This is a genomic window from Enterococcus sp. MSG3299 (assembly GCF_050555765.1).
GTDB lineage: Bacteria > Bacillota > Bacilli > Lactobacillales > Enterococcaceae > Enterococcus > Enterococcus faecalis.
In genome coordinates this window covers 2191671-2208143 of the sequence record NZ_CP187869.1, presented here as the reverse complement: position 1 = coordinate 2208143, position 16473 = coordinate 2191671, and the positions used below count along the sequence as shown (strand labels likewise).

Annotated in this window: 16 protein-coding genes; 13 read left to right on the top strand and 3 right to left on the bottom strand. The window is 37.5% G+C overall.

Features of this window, described 5'->3' with window-relative positions:
* The first annotated feature begins 5 nt into the window (after positions 1-5).
* The 11 genes from dltA (at position 6) to IGL23_RS10625 (ending at position 12186) form a co-directional block, all read left to right on the top strand.
* Complete coding sequence (gene dltA, locus IGL23_RS10675) at positions 6-1526, top strand: D-alanine--poly(phosphoribitol) ligase subunit DltA (protein WP_002359445.1); 1521 nt, start codon at positions 6-8, stop codon at positions 1524-1526.
* On the top strand, positions 1523-2728 hold the full coding sequence (gene dltB / locus IGL23_RS10670) for a D-alanyl-lipoteichoic acid biosynthesis protein DltB (protein ID WP_002382500.1): 1206 nt from the start codon (positions 1523-1525) through the stop codon (positions 2726-2728). Before dltA ends, dltB begins: the two co-directional genes overlap by 4 nt.
* Before the next feature lie 32 nt (positions 2729-2760).
* Positions 2761-2997 (top strand): D-alanine--poly(phosphoribitol) ligase subunit DltC, encoded by a 237-nt coding sequence (gene dltC, locus IGL23_RS10665; RefSeq protein WP_033594412.1) that lies wholly within the window; start codon positions 2761-2763, stop codon positions 2995-2997.
* Positions 2997-4271, top strand: coding sequence for a D-alanyl-lipoteichoic acid biosynthesis protein DltD (gene dltD / locus IGL23_RS10660; RefSeq protein WP_002356390.1), 1275 nt, complete (start codon positions 2997-2999; stop codon positions 4269-4271). Before dltC ends, dltD begins: the two co-directional genes overlap by 1 nt.
* A 212-nt stretch (positions 4272-4483) precedes the next feature.
* Positions 4484-5566, top strand: a complete 1083-nt coding sequence (locus IGL23_RS10655; RefSeq protein ID WP_002367214.1) for a M42 family metallopeptidase — start codon at positions 4484-4486, stop codon at positions 5564-5566.
* 20 nt (positions 5567-5586) lie between these two features.
* Positions 5587-6378 carry a DUF975 family protein gene (locus IGL23_RS10650; RefSeq protein WP_002362504.1) on the top strand — a complete coding sequence of 264 codons (792 nt, stop codon included), beginning with the start codon at positions 5587-5589 and terminating at the stop codon, positions 6376-6378.
* Between the two features lie 145 nt (positions 6379-6523).
* Positions 6524-7264 carry an MBL fold metallo-hydrolase gene (locus IGL23_RS10645; RefSeq protein ID WP_002356393.1) on the top strand — a complete coding sequence of 247 codons (741 nt, stop codon included), beginning with the start codon at positions 6524-6526 and terminating at the stop codon, positions 7262-7264.
* 32 nt (positions 7265-7296) lie between these two features.
* A complete protein-coding gene (locus tag IGL23_RS10640) occupies positions 7297-8301 on the top strand; it encodes a lipoate--protein ligase (RefSeq protein ID WP_002356394.1) in 1005 nt (334 codons plus the stop codon).
* 612 nt (positions 8302-8913) lie between these two features.
* Positions 8914-9603, top strand: a complete 690-nt coding sequence (locus IGL23_RS10635; protein WP_080279837.1) for an O-methyltransferase — start codon at positions 8914-8916, stop codon at positions 9601-9603.
* Positions 9604-9843: 240 nt separating this feature from the next.
* On the top strand, positions 9844-10407 hold the full coding sequence (gene ahpC, locus IGL23_RS10630; protein ID WP_002367212.1) for an alkyl hydroperoxide reductase subunit C: 564 nt from the start codon (positions 9844-9846) through the stop codon (positions 10405-10407).
* Positions 10408-10503: 96 nt separating this feature from the next.
* On the top strand, positions 10504-12186 hold the full coding sequence (locus tag IGL23_RS10625) for an FAD-dependent oxidoreductase (RefSeq protein WP_033594414.1): 1683 nt from the start codon (positions 10504-10506) through the stop codon (positions 12184-12186).
* A gap of 100 nt (positions 12187-12286) precedes the next feature.
* Here the strand turns inward: IGL23_RS10625 and IGL23_RS10620 are convergent, their stop codons facing one another.
* From IGL23_RS10620 to IGL23_RS10610, 3 genes are all read right to left on the bottom strand, one after another.
* Positions 12287-12877: a hypothetical protein gene (locus IGL23_RS10620; RefSeq protein WP_033594505.1), complete on the bottom strand. Its 591-nt coding sequence runs from the start codon at positions 12875-12877 to the stop codon at positions 12287-12289.
* 121 nt (positions 12878-12998) lie between these two features.
* Positions 12999-13532 carry a 3'-5' exonuclease gene (locus IGL23_RS10615; protein ID WP_002356400.1) on the bottom strand — a complete coding sequence of 178 codons (534 nt, stop codon included), beginning with the start codon at positions 13530-13532 and terminating at the stop codon, positions 12999-13001.
* A gap of 33 nt (positions 13533-13565) precedes the next feature.
* Positions 13566-14321 (bottom strand): exodeoxyribonuclease III, encoded by a 756-nt coding sequence (locus IGL23_RS10610; RefSeq protein ID WP_033594415.1) that lies wholly within the window; start codon positions 14319-14321, stop codon positions 13566-13568.
* Between the two features lie 206 nt (positions 14322-14527).
* Between IGL23_RS10610 and IGL23_RS10605 the strand changes: the two genes are divergently transcribed.
* Complete coding sequence (locus IGL23_RS10605; protein WP_002397062.1) at positions 14528-15442, top strand: Gfo/Idh/MocA family protein; 915 nt, start codon at positions 14528-14530, stop codon at positions 15440-15442.
* A gap of 86 nt (positions 15443-15528) precedes the next feature.
* Positions 15529-16416 carry a UDP-N-acetylmuramate dehydrogenase gene (gene murB, locus IGL23_RS10600; RefSeq protein ID WP_225581378.1) on the top strand — a complete coding sequence of 296 codons (888 nt, stop codon included), beginning with the start codon at positions 15529-15531 and terminating at the stop codon, positions 16414-16416.
* Positions 16417-16473: the final 57 nt, after the last annotated feature.

Genomic DNA, 16473 nt, shown 5'->3' with positions numbered 1-16473 from the left:
TATATATGGAAAAAGTAATTAATATGATTCAAACGATTGATGAATGGGCACGTAAAGAACCCCAACGTCCTGTTTATTTAACCGAAGAAAAAGTCTCTACGTATGGAGAGTTAAAAGAAAAGTCAGACAATCTAGCCGCTTATTTAGCTGAGCTGAAAACGGACAAGTCAGCGATTGTCGTATACGGAGAATTAGATTTTGAAATGATTGTGAGTTTTTTAGGCGCATCGAAAGCTGGTTTTAGCTATATCCCCATTGATGCACATACACCAAAAGAACGCATTGAACTAATTCTAAACGTAGCCAAACCAACCGCAGTGATTGCTGTGCATGAATGGCCTGAGTTAGCCACCGAAGTGCCAGTAATTACGGCGGAAGAATTAACAGAAATGATGATGCATGCACCTCGGCATGCGCCTGCGTTAATACCTGTCACAGGAGCAAGTAATTACTATATCATTTTCACTTCAGGGACAACTGGCGTACCAAAGGGTGTGCAAATCAGCCATGATAATTTAGTTAGCTTTACGAATTGGTTGTTGCAAGATTTTGGTTTAGAAGAAGGGGCCCGCTTTTTAGCACAGGCACCTTATTCGTTTGATTTATCGGTGATGTCTATTTATCCCGCATTGGCGTTAGGCGGCTCATTAACTCCGTTACCCAATGAAATCATTAACGATTTTAAACAATTATTTACGCGTTTGCCACAATTAACAATCGACGTCTGGGTTTCAACACCGTCCTTTATTGAATTGTGTCTAATGGAACCAAGCTTCGATGGTGAACATCTACCAGCACTGCGCACGTTTTTGTTCTGTGGAGAAGAATTACCAAAACCAACGGCTGAGAAATTAGCCGCTCGTTTCCCAACTGCGCATATTTATAATACGTATGGGCCGACAGAAGCGACTGTAGCGATTAGTGCCATTGAAATCACTCAAGAAGTTTTAAAAAGTGTCCAACGTTTACCAATCGGGTATGTGAAAGAGGATACGCAAATTTATATTATGGAAGGCATGTCAAAATTACCTGCAGGTGAAATTGGTGAAATCGTCATTGCTGGACCAAGTGTTTCCAAAGGCTATCTAAATAATCCTGCGAAAACAGCTGAAGCTTTTTTCCAATTAGATGGCGTACCAGCTTATCGCACAGGCGATGCTGGAAAGTTAGTCGATAACCTATTGCAGTATGAAGGACGCTTAGATTTTCAAATTAAATTGCATGGCTACCGCATTGAGTTAGAAGAAGTAGATCATCACTTAACGAATGTTTCCTACGTGAAACAAGCAGTTGTTGTGCCGAAATATCAAGGAAATAAAGTCCAACAATTAATTGCCTATGTCGTTCCGCAAGCACATGAATTTTCAAGTGATTTTCAATTAACTAAGGCAATTAAACAAGAATTAGCCACGTTGACAATGGACTATATGATTCCACAAAAATTTGTATATGTTGAACAATTACCTTTGACAAGTAATGGCAAAATTGATCGGAAAGGGTTGATGAATGAGGTGAATGCCACATGATGAATTTTCCTCATATGATTCCCTATAATGCACCGTATTACTTCGTTCTGCTAATTGCGGCCTTGTTGCCAATGATTTTAACCTTAGCCATTAAAGGGACACGTTGGCCTTGGTATCAAACGCTCGTGACATTGGTCTTTCTATATATCAGTTTTGGTGGCGAATTTTGGCAACAAGGAGTCGCTCTGATTGTATATGTTATTTATCAGACGTTACTAACGTGGGGCTATGCGGCTTATCGAAAAAATAAAAATGCAGGTTGGGTCTTTTATCTGGCTGTCTTTTTAGCTATATTACCGCTTGTTTGGGTGAAAGTTTCTCCCTTCATGACAGGCAAAACAACCTTACTTGGCTTTTTAGGGATTTCTTATTTAACCTTTAAAGCGGTCCAAGTGGTCATGGATTTACGGGATGGCGTAATGAAAGAATATCATCCGTTTCGTTACATTCAGTTTCTCTTGTTCTTCCCGACTATTTCTTCAGGACCCATCGATCGTTATCGGCGCTTTGAAAAAGATTTGAAAAACCCGCCGAGTGCGGAGAAATATTTAGACTTTTTAGAAAAAGGAATTTTTTATTTATTTCTAGGATTTTTATATAAGTTTATTATCAGTCATTATCTTGGTGGTGTCTTTTTACCACATGTGGAAAAAATGGCCTTGGCACAAGGTGGTTTATCCTGGTGGACAGTCGGCTATATGTATAATTACAGTTTGTATCTATTCTTTGATTTCGCAGGCTATAGTTTACTGGCCGTTGGCACAAGTTATTTAATGGGCTATGATACACCAATGAACTTTAACAAACCGTTCCTAAGTTGGAATATTAAAGAATTCTGGAATCGTTGGCACATGACCTTATCTTTTTGGTTCCGTGATTACATTTACATGCGCTTAATGTTTTTCTTAATGAAAAAGAAAGTCTTTAAAAGTCGGATTGTGACTTCTAATATTGGTTACTTTGCGTTGTTCTTAATCATGGGCATTTGGCATGGATTAACGTGGTTCTACATCGCTTATGGGCTCTACCATGCAACACTAATTTGTGTAACAGATGCTTGGCTACGTTTTAAGAAAAAACATAAAGACAAGATACCATCAAACAAATTTACACATGCATTTGCAGTCTTTTTAACTTTCCAAGCGGTTTGTGTCAGCTTCCTGATTTTCTCAGGATTTTTAGACAAACTATGGTTTAAATAAACAAAAATAAAAATATAAAGGGGCAATTTACAATGAACATTCAAGAAACAGTATTAAACATTTTAGAAGATATTACAGGAACAGACGAAGTTGTGAACAATCAAGACATTCAATTATTTGAAGAAGGATTATTGGACTCTTTAGCGACGGTTCAATTATTAGTAGAAATTGAAGGACAATTAGGAATCCAAATTCCTGTATCAGACTTTGACCGTGAAGTATGGGGAACACCAAAACAAATCATTCAACAAGTGGAAGCTTTACAATAATGTCTAGAAAAAAACGACTAATCAGAATCTTAGGTCCAGTGCTTTGTTCAGCGGTCTTGGTTGCAGTGTTCTTTTTTGCACCGTTCAGAATCAATTTAACTTCCGAAAAAACGTTGAAGGAAGCATCAACGTCAATGGCACCGAACGTTTTAAAAGGCAATGTGATTAAAAACAAAGCAGTGGCTTCTGGTAAATATGTTCCTTTTTTTGGCTCTTCTGAATTAAGTCGATTTAGTGCTTTCCACCCTAGTGTGCTCTCTGAAAAGTATCAACGGAACTACCGACCGTTTTTACTAGGAGAAGCGGGCACACAGTCATTAACCCAAGCAATGGTCATTCATTCGATGGGCGATGCGATTGCCAATAAGAAAGCGGTCTTTATTTTATCTCCGCAATGGTTTGTCAAAAAGGGTGTACCTAATGATAGTTTTGGTGCACACTATTCACAATTACAAACCTATCAATGGTTAGCTAATTTAACCGAATTAACCAGCGGTGACCAATATCTAGCACAACGTTTGACCAAATTTCCAGTTGTTCAAAAAGACAAAGTCTTAATGGAAACCTTGGCAAATCTGCAGGCAGGGCAACTTCCCCAACGCTCTCAACGAGATTATTTTATAATGAATCTCCGTTTCTTGAATCGTGAAGATGAATTGTTTAGCCAAATTGGCATGGTTAGCAGAGAACCAATTGTTGAAAAAGATATGAAACAATTACCTGCTACTTATAATTTTAATGAATTAGATCAGCTAGCTGGAAAAATTGCGGCAAAAGCCATTAATAATAATAAATTTGAAATTAGTAACGGTTTTTATCGCCAACGGATTAAACCAGTTTTACCGAAATTAGCTCATTCACAAAAGAAATGGGATTATCGTTTTTCTCCAGAATATGGTGATTTCCAAGCTGCGTTAGAACAGTTAGCAGAAAAAAATGTCGATGTTTTATTTGTAATCCCACCTGTTAACAAACGTTGGTCGGACTATACGGGCTTGTCACAAGATATGTTGCAACAAGTAGCACGCAAGCTGAAATATCAACTTCAAGAGCAAGGCTTTACTAACATTGCTGACTTCTCAACATGTAGTAATGAACGCTACTTTATGGCGGACACGATTCATTTAGGTTGGCGTGGTTGGCTCGCTGTTGATCGTCAAGTAGATGAATTTATGAAACAACCTGCGTCTAAAAAGTTAGCGTATCAAATTGATGATCGTTTTTATCAGACAGATTGGCAACAACAAAATCCATTGGTCTTACCTCAATTTTAAGAAGGCAAGATGGATCAAGTACCAATTATCTGAAGCGGACTAGAAGCGCTTCGTAACAATGAAAATAGCCTGTACCTGCCGTTGAATAACGAGCGTGCAGGCTGTTTTTTCGTTTATTTTTAGTGGAGAACGTTGCTCAATTTATTTTTTGTAAGTATTTTTTTAGTTCGTGGTATAATGGATAAAATTGGTTTTTGAGGGGAGTTATTTTTATGGATGCAAAAGAAGAAAAAATGTTAATTGATTTAACAAGTGCTAAAGGGATTGCTGGGAATGAAGACGAAGTACGTTCGTTATTTAAAAAGTATGCAGCACCGTATGCGGATAAATTTTTATATGATGGCCTTGGCAGTATTATTGCAAAAAATGTTGGTGATAAAGAAGGACCAAAAGTCTACATTTCTGGGCATATGGATGAAGTCGGTTTCATGGTTACCCAAATCACAGAAAAAGGCTTTTTAAAATTTCAAACCGTTGGCGGTTGGTGGGGGCAAGTGATGTTGGCCCAACAAGTTCAGATTAAAACCACGACTGGTAAGGTTTACCATGGTGTCATTGGGTCTAAACCACCGCATGTGTTAACAGCGGAAGTTCGTAACAAACCCTATGAGATTGCAGATATGTTTATTGATATTGGTGCAAGTAGCGATCAACAAGTTGCAGAATGGGGGATTCATCCAGGGGATATGGTGACACCATATATTGACTATCGTCGCATGAATGATACAAAATTTTTATTGGCAAAAGCGTGGGATAACCGAATTGGTACGGCCGTTTCATTAAAAGTTTTAGAAAATTTAGCGACAGAAGGGCACCCCAATATTTTATTTGCAGGCAGTGATGTGCAAGAAGAAGTCGGGCTACGCGGTGCGCAAACAAGTACGCATCTTGTGAATCCAGACATAGCGTTTGCTTTAGACACAGGAACAGCTGGTGACACACCAGGAATGACACCTAAAGAAGCCGACTCTGTTTTAGGTGAAGGACCACAAATTTTGATTTATGATGCATCGATGATTCCGCATAAAAAATTACGTGATTTTGTTATTCAAGTGGCGGAAGAAAATAACATTCCCTTCCAATATACAGTGATTACAGGGGGAGGTACGGATGCTGGTCGCATGCATTTAACACGCAATGGGATTCCATCATTAGCCATCACGGTGCCTGTTAGATATCTGCATTCACATACCTCAGTTATTCATGAAGATGATTATTTCAACACAGTCAAATTAGTCACAGAAGTGGTGAAACGTCTAGATAAAGAAACAGTCGCTAAATTGACTAGTTATTAGTTTCAGAAAGGATGGAATGAATGAAAAGTTTAGTAACAAATTCGCAACATCGTGCCAATGCTCGCAGAGCTCTTGATGGGCAATGGGGGATCATGGCTTGGTTAACTTTCTTAGGAGTGGTTTTACAGAGCTTCTTAACATCGATTGTGCAAAATTTATTTTCTGGTGAAAATCAAGTTTTTCAAAGTAGTTTTGCCGCAGTACTACTGCAAATTTTTGTTTTATTCGCGTTAAGTTATGCGCTATATTACGCAGCCTTGAAGGTGTTGCGTGGTGAAAAGGTGCGGGTCAATATTTTAATGAGTGTTTTTCAAGGAAAATATTATGGTCCGCTATTTGTGGTCAACCTACTTCAAAAAGTACTTGAACGTGTAATTGGTTTGTTATTTTTGTTACCAATTTTATTTGGAGCAGGGACAACCTTGTATTTCAAATTGATGTTTAATACAGTTACACCAGAGGAAATTCAGACCTTTTTCTTAAATGATTTTTCCTTTTTCCTAGCGTTTGGTGTTGCCACTATCTTGATCTTTTTAATTGGTTTATTTGTGAGTGGCGTTTTTCAATTTGCTGTGTGGCTACGTTTTGATAATCCAGAACTGCCAATTATGATGGCGTTGAAACAGGCGTTATATTTAATGAAAAATCGTTTTTGGCAATATTTATGTTTACAATTTTCTTTTATTGGTTGGTATATTGTGGGCTTTTTAGCTATTGGTATCGGTCTATTATGGGTGATTCCTTATAACTATGTAGCGTTAGCTAGTTTTTATCAAACTGCCTTAGAAGAAAAAGGTTTAGCCGAAGAATAAAATAGAAGCTTGAATCCTTCGTTATCTCGACAAAGGGTTCAGGTTTTTTCTTTGGTCTTTTTGTGAAAATTTAAGCGTTTTAACCTCGTTTTTCCGTTATTTTATGGTAACATGGAAGTATCGTATTGAAGGAGGTTGTCCACACATGAAATTGACTGTCTTAGGCTGTTTAGGTGCTTATCCATACAAAGGAGAAGGAACGAGTTCCTATTTGTTAGAATCTGAAGGCTTTCATTTGCTTATTGATGCAGGCAGTACGACATTAGTGCGTTTAGAAAACTATCTAGATCCATTGAAATTAGATGCTGTCATTCTGTCACATTATCATCATGACCATATCGCAGATTTAGGTGTTTTACAATATTATCGTCAGCTTTATCCAACGCTGGAACCGACGCCTATTTTGCCAATATATGGCCATACACAAGATCAAATGCATTTCAAAGAACTAACGCTTCCTAACGTTTCCGAAGGGAAAGAGTATTTTGAAGCAGAAGAGTTGGCAGTAGGACCATTTTTAATTACTTTCATGGAAACGATTCATCCTGTCACTTGTTACGCGATGCGGATTGTTGAAAAAGCGACTGGCAAAGTCTTTGTCTTTACAGGAGACTCTGGTTACTTAGCAAGTTTTGAAGACTTTGCAAAAGACGCTGATTTATTCTTAGCGGATACGTACTTATTTGAAGGTAATGAACGACATCATGCACATTTTACGTCAAGAGAAGCGGGTGAAATTGCCAAAGCAGCACAAGTCAAACAATTGATGTTGACCCATTTACCACAACATGGGTCATTGGAACAACTACGGGAAGAAGCGCAAAACTATGCTGGAACGGAAATTCCAGTGACATTAGCCCAACCAGATTTAACAGTTGAGATTTAAAAAAGTAACTATACCAAGGGAGAGAACCGATTGTGATTTTTGTACCGAATGAAAATAATGACCCACGAGTGAACTTAGCAATTGAAACATATTTGTTAACAGAAATGCCTTTAGATGAGCCCATCCTTTTATTTTACATTAACGAGCCGTCAATCATTATTGGCCGTAACCAAAATACAATTGAAGAAATTAACAAAGAATATGTAGATGAGCACGGCATTCATGTTGTTCGTCGCTTAAGTGGCGGCGGCGCCGTTTATCATGATCATGGTAATTTGAATTTTAGTTTTATTATGCCAGATGACGGCAACTCTTTCCGTGATTTTGCGAAAGTTACCCAACCAATTATTCAAGCATTGCACGACTTAGGCGTTGAAGGTGCCGAATTAAAAGGGCGCAATGACCTAGTGATTAATGATATGAAGTTTTCAGGAAATGCGATGTACGCTACCAACGGCCGCATGTTTGCACATGGAACCTTAATGTTTGATAGTGATATTGATGAAGTTGTAAATACATTGAAAGTACGGAAAGATAAAATCGAATCTAAAGGTATCAAGTCTGTTCGTTCACGGGTAACAAACATTAAACCATTTTTATCTGAAGATAAACAAGAGATGACAACGGAAGAATTCCGCCAAGAAATTCTTTTGAAAATTTTCGGCGTAGATTCGATCGACCAAGTTAAAACGTATGAATTAACTGATCAAGACTGGGCGGCTATTAACAAAATTTCAGAGCAATACTATCGCAATTGGGATTGGAATTATGGTAAATCACCTGCATTTAACTTAGAACGTCGCCATCGTTTTCCAATTGGCTCAATTGAAATGAAAATGAATGTGGCGGATGGTGCCATTCAAGAAATTAAAATCTTTGGGGACTTCTTTGGGCTTGGTGAAATTAAAGATGTTGAAGATATTTTAACCGGCGTGAAATATGATAAAGCTTCTTTAGAAGAAGCCATTGATCAAATTGACGTTAAAAAATACTTTGGAAATATCGAAAAAGAAGATTTGCTTGGGTTAATTTATTAAAAAAAAGACAGCCGTTTCAAACGGTTGTCTTTTTTCTAGCTAAAAATAATTTTTAGCTTTTAGAAAGGTAGTGCTATGTGCAAAATCGTCGAAACGATTTTTATCAGGGAACTATCAAATAGCTCGCCTGCATATGTACTTGAACCAAGTCAAGTCCGGGAATTTGGTTATGTGCTTCACTATAAATCACTATCTGTAAAGAGTATACAAGATTTCCTTTCTTTTGTGATATCAAATTTTTACAGACAAAGTAGTAAAATTTGACGTTTCTTATTTTAGCAAGGTTATAGGCTTGTTTTGGGGCTTGAATTAGCAAGAATTAATAGTGATTTAAGGGAAAATATTAACATATGTAGAAGTATTTTTATAAGAAATAACGAGAAAAAATCAATAGGTATGTTCTTGAGGGCTACTTTTTGACGTTTTCTTAATAAAACTTAATAAAAAATAGCAGAAACAAAGAAAAAAAGTGCTTACAAGAAGTAATCCGCACTTAGCTAGGAAGTTAAGAATGTGCATGTTATTTTCAAACAAATAATAAGAATCCTATTTCAATCCTTTACAGAGGAACAAGGACTTCGTATAATAAAGGGACGAAAAGGAGCGAAAGTGATGAGAAACGAAATGATGCATCGACCAGTCGTTAAACCAGAATTGGTTGAGTATATGCGTACAAAACAAAAGAAACTTCCCGGAGAATTAGGTGCAGTGGAGGCGGAAGCCAATGAAGCAGGGGTGCCGATTATTCCGCACGAAACAGTAGTTTTTCTACAATTTTTGCTAGGACAACTAAAGCCCAAAAATATTTTAGAAATCGGGGCAGCAATTGGTTTTTCTTCAAGCTTGATGGCCCAATTTGTCGGTGAAGATGGTCATGTGACCACGATTGATCGTTTTGACGTAATGATAAAAAAAGCGAAGAAAACTTACCAACGCCTGGACTTAGAAGGAAAGGTCACTCTTTTAGAAGGACAAGCAGCTGAGATTCTACCAACGTTGGAAGGACCTTATGACTTTATTTTTATGGATAGTGCCAAATCAAAATACATTGAATTTTTACCTGAATGTTTACGGTTGCTACCAGTTGGCGGCGTTTTGATGGTGGATGATGTATTTCAAGCTGGGACAATTTTAGACCCTGCTGAGGAAGTACCGAAAAAAAATCGAGCGATTCATCGTAAATTAAACCAATTTTTAGATGTAGTCATGGCGCATCCTGATTTAACTTCTACTTTAGTTCCTCTTGGTGATGGAGTTATTTTAATTACCAAAGAGAAAGAAACGATTATTTTAGATAGTTAAAGAATGTCTTCACAAAAAGAAAGCGAATCATTAAAAAGCAAGTTCTTTTAATGATTCGCTTTCTTTTTTATGTTATTTAAAAAGTTATCTCGCTATTTCTAATTGAGAATGATAATCATAAAATTCTCAATAGGACAGTATTATACGCTAATAGAACCTCGTTTGTTTATAATTATTCTATTGACGGAATAATTATAAACTGTTATCCTTAAAGAGTAAAAAAACAGAGGAGGAACGACAATGAATTTAATTAATCAAAAACTTTTTGACTTTGAATGTGATGCCTATCACGATGGTGAATTTACACGAGTATCAACAGAAGATATTTTAGGAAAATGGAGTATTTTCTTCTTTTATCCAGCTGATTTTTCTTTCGTGTGTCCTACGGAATTAGGGGATATGCAAGAGCATTATGCGCATTTACAGGAATTAAATTGTGAGGTTTACTCTGTTTCAGAAGATAGTCATTATGTGCATAAAGCATGGGCTGATGCTACAGAAACGATTGGAAAAATTAAATATCCAATGTTAGCCGATCCCAACGGTCAACTTGCTCGTTTCTTTGGCGTTTTAGATGAAGCTTCTGGAATGGCTTACCGTGCTTCATTTATTGTGAGTCCAGAAGGGGACATCAAATCTTATGAAATAAACGACATGGGTATTGGTCGTAATGCTGAAGAACTTGTTCGTAAATTAGAAGCTTCTCAATTTGTAGCAGAACATGGTGATAAAGTTTGTCCAGCCAATTGGCAACCAGGAGAAGAAACAATTGCGCCAAGCTTAGATTTAGTTGGTAAAATTTAAATTCGCTTTGTAAATAGAGGTCAAAGAGTTGGATAAAACAGAGAAAATGTTTTGTTCAGCTCTTTTTCTGAAACACAGAAGAAAGAGGAGAAGCAAGTGACAGAAGAAATCTACGATTTGATTATTATTGGTGGCGGCTCAGCTGCTTTATCTGCAGGTATCTATGCAGGTCGCGCAATGATGGATACCTTAATTATTGAAAAAGACAAAATTGGCGGACAGGTAACTACGACTTCTGAAATTGTGAACTATCCAGCGATTCGTCACACAACAGGTCCAGAACTAATGGAAGAAATGCGCATTCAAGCACAAGACTTCGGTGTAACTTTTACAAAAGACGAGATTATTGATGTTGATTTTAGTCAAACGATAAAAACTGTTCAATCAGCGAGTCAAACCTATCAAGCATATGCAGTATTGATTGCGACAGGGGCCTCTGCTCGTAAAATTGGTTTCCCTGGTGAAAGTGAATTTACAGGACGCGGCGTGGCCTATTGTTCTACTTGTGATGGGGAGTTTTTCCAAGGCCTAGATATTTTTGTGATTGGTGGCGGTTATGCAGCAGCGGAAGAGGCCGTTTATTTGACACGTTACGGTAAATCAGTAACGATGATTATCCGAGAACCCGATTTTACATGTGCAAAATTAACTGCGGAGGCGGCCAAAAATCACCCGAAAATTAAGATTGTTTATAACACAGAAGTGAAAGAAATTACGGGAGATGATTTTGTCCGGAAAGCTGTGTTTGTCAATAACCAGACGGGAGAAGAAACGGTTTATGAAGCACCAAAAGACAGTACATTTGGTCTGTTTGTTTTTGCTGGAAATAAACCAAGTACAGAAATTTTTGAAGGGAAAATTGCCTTAGACCGTGGGTATGTGCCAACAACTGAGAATATGGAAACCAATATTCCCGGAGTTTATGCAGCAGGAGATTTACGAATAAAAGAATTACGTCAAATTGTGACGGCGGTTGCAGACGGTGCAATTGCCGCCACTCATGCGCAACGTTACGTGACAGAACAAAAAACACAGGCGGGCCAACCGATTGTAACGAAGCGAATGACTGAACGATTAGCTAATCAATCTGCCCCTGAAACAAACAGTCAGCAATCAAAAGAAAAACAGCCAGCGAAAGTTACTGGTAAGCATCAGTGGTTCCCAGAAAGTATGCGCCAACAATTAAGCGGTATTTTCGCTAAACTAACCAAAAAAGTGACATTGCTTCAGTTTTTGGATGCAAGTGATGAAAAATCATTGGAACTTCAGTCATTCTTAACAGAATTTGCAAGTCTGGATCAGAAGATTACTTTAGAAACGATTTTGAAAGATACTGAGCCAGCCAAAGAATTGCTGTATGAGATTGAAAAAATGCCTAGCGTTGTGCTCTTAGATACGGCAGGAAACTATACAGGAATTAAATTTAGTGGTATTCCTAGTGGCCATGAAGTAAACTCGTTGGTTTTGGCGGTTTATAATGTCGGCAGCGAGGGGCAGCCGTTAGAAGCAAGTCTGCAAAAGAACATACTTGCATTGCCAAAAAGAAAAATAGAAATCTTTGTTTCACTAACATGTCATTTCTGTCCCGATGTCGTGGCGGCTTGCCAACGTATTGCATCAATTAATCCTCATGTGGAAGCAGAAATGGTGGACATTAGTCTGTTTCCAGAGTTGAAAAAAGAAAAGAAAATTATGAGCGTTCCAGCAATGCTGATTGATGGCGAACAAATGATTTTTGGTTCAAAAACAATGACCGAAATTATTGAAGCCTTGGCTTAAAAGAGGCGGAAAAAAGTAATTAGCCTAAAGAACCTAAGTCATTCAAAAAAGTGAGAAATACGTCGAGATGACGTATTTCTCACTTTTTTCGCATAGTTAGTCAAGTACCTTTTTTGATTAAGCGATTGAGTTTCCTAAAAAGAATTAAAAAGACACAACAGCAAATGAACAACAGGCTTCCTGTTAGCGGTAAAAAGACATCTTGCATGTAGCTATCGATATGCATTAAACCAGGTACCTCGCTGAAAAATTCATGGATAAACTGTTGAATGAGCTTATTAGCTAGAAAAGCAGCTAAAGGCAAAACAAAAATCAAATAATAGAGGGGTTGTAAGGCATAGCTAATTAAAATTTGTAATTTTGTTGTACCTAAAAGAGCTAAGATCAGTAAGTCGTTTTTTTGCTCTAAAAAAGTTAGGAAGAAAGTTCGGCAAATATAACTAATCAGGAAGAAAAAGAGTGTTCCAGCGCTGATTCCAGCCAAACCTCTGAAAATTTTCAAGGGAGGAATCACTGCATAATTATCAAGAAGAATCATTTGTGAAAGCCATCGAGAAAACAACAAAGTCAATAATAGAGCAGAAAAAGTCAGAAAACTAATAATAAAGATAAGAATCAACGTACTAAATTGGTTTTTTGAGCGCCACGCATTTTTGAGAGAGTCTGTGAATAAGTAAAGAATCGAATACATCATCGCGTCCTTTCTGAAAAATTTTTGTTTTAGGGGGAAAAGTTATGTAAAAGAAAAGACGTTATCTCCTGCCAACTAGCCACTGAAAGAGATAACGCCTTCGCTGGAAACAAGAACTGGATTATTTCACCAATACTAATTTTTTTAAAGGTTCAACCCCAAATCGTTGTTCTTGCTGTAAAAGAATTTCGGCACAAGCTCGGCTATCTTCTAAAGCATCATGATGATTATTTAAAGTGATATTGAGGTTTTCACAAACGGTATTTAATTTATGATTAGGAAATTCAGGAAACAGTTTGCGACTCGTTTTGACTGTACATAAAGAAAGGTAATTAGGTTGTTCTAAGCCATAGTAATCTAAACAGCCAGCCAAAACACTACAATCGAAACTTGCATTGTGAGCGACCACTAACCGATTTGGTTGAAAACAATGCTGAATTTGTTGCCATACTTCAGGAAATTTGGGCGCATTGACAACATCTGATTCATGAATGCCGTGAATTTGCGTATTTCGCCAGAAAAAAGGTGTTTCTGGTTTGATTAACGTGTAAAATTCATCCACAATCCGACTATTTTCTACTTTAACAATTGCAATGGAACAGGCACTATGTTTATCATAACTAGCTGTTTCAAAGTCAAAAGCGTAAAAGTTCATTAAAAAAACTCCTTTCAACGCGTTGAGTAACACTTAAAAATCAAGTACAACTTCCACTGGACAATGATCACTACCAAGAATATCTGTATGGATTTTAGCACTGACTAAACGTTCATTCAAGGATTCTGACACAACGAAATAGTCAATCCGCCATCCTGCGTTATTTTTTCGTGCGTTAAAGCGATAACTCCACCATGAGTAGATGCCTTCAGCTTCTGAATAAAAATAACGGAATGTATCAGTGAAGCCACTGTCTAATAACTCAGTAAATTTTTGCCGTTCTTCAGGCGTGAACCCCGCATTTTTTTGGTTGGTTTTCCAATTTTTTAAATCAATCTTTTGATGAGCTACGTTTAAATCACCGCAAAGAATTACGGGTTTTTCTTGATTTAATTCGTTTAAATAGGCACGAAACGCATCTTCCCATGTCATTCGATAAGCTAAACGCTTTAGTTCAGCTTGTGAGTTTGGTGTGTAGCAAGTGACCATGAAAAATTCTGGATATTCTAAAGTGATCACGCGGCCTTCTTGATCGTGAGCCTCGACACCTAAGCCATAGCGAACACTTAACGCTTCTTCTTTAGCGAAAATTGCTGTGCCAGAATAGCCTTTTTTTTCGGCGTAATTCCAATACTGATGATAGCCAGGAAGTTCTAAATCAATTTGCCCAGCTTGTAATTTTGTTTCTTGTAAACAGAAAAAATCTGCATCTAATTCATTAAAAACATCCATAAAATTCTTTTTAACAACCGCTCGTAAGCCGTTGACATTCCAAGAAATACATTTCATTGTTGAAACTCCTTTCAAATAAGAAACGCTTTTGCTCGTTTCAGTGCAAACCAGAACCAAAGAAAAGGTCGCTTGGTGCTTTCTTCTATTCTAATACTTTTTAAAGAAGTTTTAAATACTTGAAAAGAAAAAGAGAAAATGACTGATTTTTGGAAAGAAGTAGTCTATGATAAAATAGTAAAAAGAGCAGAAATGAGGACAAACGAATGAAAATTGGAGTCATTGGTTTAGGAAACATTGCACAAAAAGCGTATTTGCCAACTTATAGTGAATGCCGCCACTTGGCAGAGTTTGTATTGGCAACTAGAAACCCAGAAACACGACAAGAAATCGCTGATCAGTATGGCTTTACAGAAACTGTTGGGACCATAGAAGAATTGATTGAAGCGAAGATTGATGCTTGTTTTGTCCATGTAGCCACAAAAGTGCATGGTGCAGTCGTTCGCCAATTATTACAGGCTGGTATTCACGTCTTTGTGGACAAACCTTTAAGTGAAGAGCTTGCTGAAGTCAAAGAATTACAAGCATTGGCAGCAGCAAAAAATCTGCGCCTGATGGTTGGCTTCAATCGTCGTTTTGCCCCTTATATGGAAGTATTGAAAAATATTCCTGAAAAACAAACAATTTTTATTAAAAAGAACCGCATCAATACAACGAGAGAAACAAGTTTTATGATGTATGATTTATTTTTACATGTCGTTGATACCGCAGTTTATTTAGCGGAAGGACCGCTCCACGTGGTGCAGTCAAAATTAGTGGAAGAAAACGGTCATTTAAAACGAGCAATTTTACAATTAGAAACCGAACAGACAACGATTGTTTGTTCCATGGATTTACACTCTGGGGCCAATACAGAAACTTTTGAAGTCACCAGCCCCACAGGTACTTATCGCTTAGAAAATTTAACGCATTTGACCATCCAAACAGAAGAAGAATACCAAGTAAAAGAGATGGGGGATTGGACGCCAACATTGGAAAAAAGAGGTTTTTACCAAATGGTTACTGCTTTCATCCAGGCCATTCAAAAACCGCAAGAGCAAGAGTTAAAACAAGAAAAAGTCTATGAAAGTCATGCGTTATGTGAAGAAATGCTACGCCAACAACAACGGCATGTTCTTTAAAGAGGACTAGCAACTTTCTTTCTATCATGCTAGAATAAGACAGATATTTTGAAAAGAAAGGACTAACTTTCGTGAACACTAAAGCTATGTTAGAAACATTAAACGAAATTACTTTATTAGTAGATGAACCATTAAAAAACGTAACCTTTACCAAAACAGGCGGCCCAGCTGATGTGTTGGCCTTACCCAAAACAAAAAAAGAAGTCGAAGAGATTGTGGCGTATTGCCGAGAACAAGGACTTTCATGGTTAGTATTAGGCAATGCTAGCAACTTGATTGTTCGTGATGGCGGTATTCGCGATGTCGTGATTATGCTAACAGAAATGAAAGAAATCAAAGTAGCCGGTACCACCATGGTTGTGGATGCTGGTGCCAAGCTGATTGATACAACCTACGAAGCCTTAGCAGCTGATTTAACTGGTTTTGAATTTGCTTGTGGTATTCCAGGAAGTGTCGGCGGTGCTGTTTATATGAATGCTGGAGCATACGGCGGGGAAATTAAAGATGTTTTCCAATCTGCAGAAGTGCTGTTGGCAGATGGCACTATCCAAACCATGACGAAAGAAGACCTGAATTTCCGTTATCGTCATAGTGAAATTCAAGAATTACATTGCATTGTCTTGCAAGCAACGTTTGCTTTAGAAAAAGGAAACCATACAGAAATTAAAGCCCAAATGGATGAATTAACGGAACTTCGTGAACTGAAGCAACCGCTAGAGTATCCCTCTTGTGGCAGTGTTTTTAAACGCCCAGTTGGTCATTTTACAGGGAAATTAATCCAAGACGCTGGCTTACAAGGCTTAAAATGGGGCGGTGCTCAAATTTCCGAAAAGCATGCGGGATTTATTGTTAACATTGATCATGCAACCGCAACAGATTATGTGGAATTAATTGCACATATCCAAGAAGTGATTAAAGAAAAATTTGATGTTGAATTGCAAACGGAAGTTCGAATTATTGGTGAAGAAGTCTAAAGACTCTTTAACTTTTCGAATGAAAATTAAGTATACTTGTATTATGATCATAGGGAG

What these genes read in the sequence shown, in the direction of transcription:
- dltA (WP_002359445.1), top strand. Translation starts at nt 6, where the DNA reads ATGGAAAAAGTAATTAATATGATTCAAACGATTGATGAATGGGCACGT.
- dltB (WP_002382500.1), top strand. Translation starts at nt 1,523, where the DNA reads ATGATGAATTTTCCTCATATGATTCCCTATAATGCACCGTATTACTTC.
- dltC (WP_033594412.1), top strand. Translation starts at nt 2,761, where the DNA reads ATGAACATTCAAGAAACAGTATTAAACATTTTAGAAGATATTACAGGA.
- dltD (WP_002356390.1), top strand. Translation starts at nt 2,997, where the DNA reads ATGTCTAGAAAAAAACGACTAATCAGAATCTTAGGTCCAGTGCTTTGT.
- IGL23_RS10655 (WP_002367214.1), top strand. Translation starts at nt 4,484, where the DNA reads ATGGATGCAAAAGAAGAAAAAATGTTAATTGATTTAACAAGTGCTAAA.
- IGL23_RS10650 (WP_002362504.1), top strand. Translation starts at nt 5,587, where the DNA reads ATGAAAAGTTTAGTAACAAATTCGCAACATCGTGCCAATGCTCGCAGA.
- IGL23_RS10645 (WP_002356393.1), top strand. Translation starts at nt 6,524, where the DNA reads ATGAAATTGACTGTCTTAGGCTGTTTAGGTGCTTATCCATACAAAGGA.
- IGL23_RS10635 (WP_080279837.1), top strand. Translation starts at nt 8,914, where the DNA reads ATGAGAAACGAAATGATGCATCGACCAGTCGTTAAACCAGAATTGGTT.
- ahpC (WP_002367212.1), top strand. Translation starts at nt 9,844, where the DNA reads ATGAATTTAATTAATCAAAAACTTTTTGACTTTGAATGTGATGCCTAT.
- IGL23_RS10620 (WP_033594505.1), bottom strand. Translation starts at nt 12,877, where the DNA reads ATGTATTCGATTCTTTACTTATTCACAGACTCTCTCAAAAATGCGTGG.
- IGL23_RS10615 (WP_002356400.1), bottom strand. Translation starts at nt 13,532, where the DNA reads ATGAACTTTTACGCTTTTGACTTTGAAACAGCTAGTTATGATAAACAT.
- IGL23_RS10610 (WP_033594415.1), bottom strand. Translation starts at nt 14,321, where the DNA reads ATGAAATGTATTTCTTGGAATGTCAACGGCTTACGAGCGGTTGTTAAA.
- IGL23_RS10605 (WP_002397062.1), top strand. Translation starts at nt 14,528, where the DNA reads ATGAAAATTGGAGTCATTGGTTTAGGAAACATTGCACAAAAAGCGTAT.
- murB (WP_225581378.1), top strand. Translation starts at nt 15,529, where the DNA reads ATGTTAGAAACATTAAACGAAATTACTTTATTAGTAGATGAACCATTA.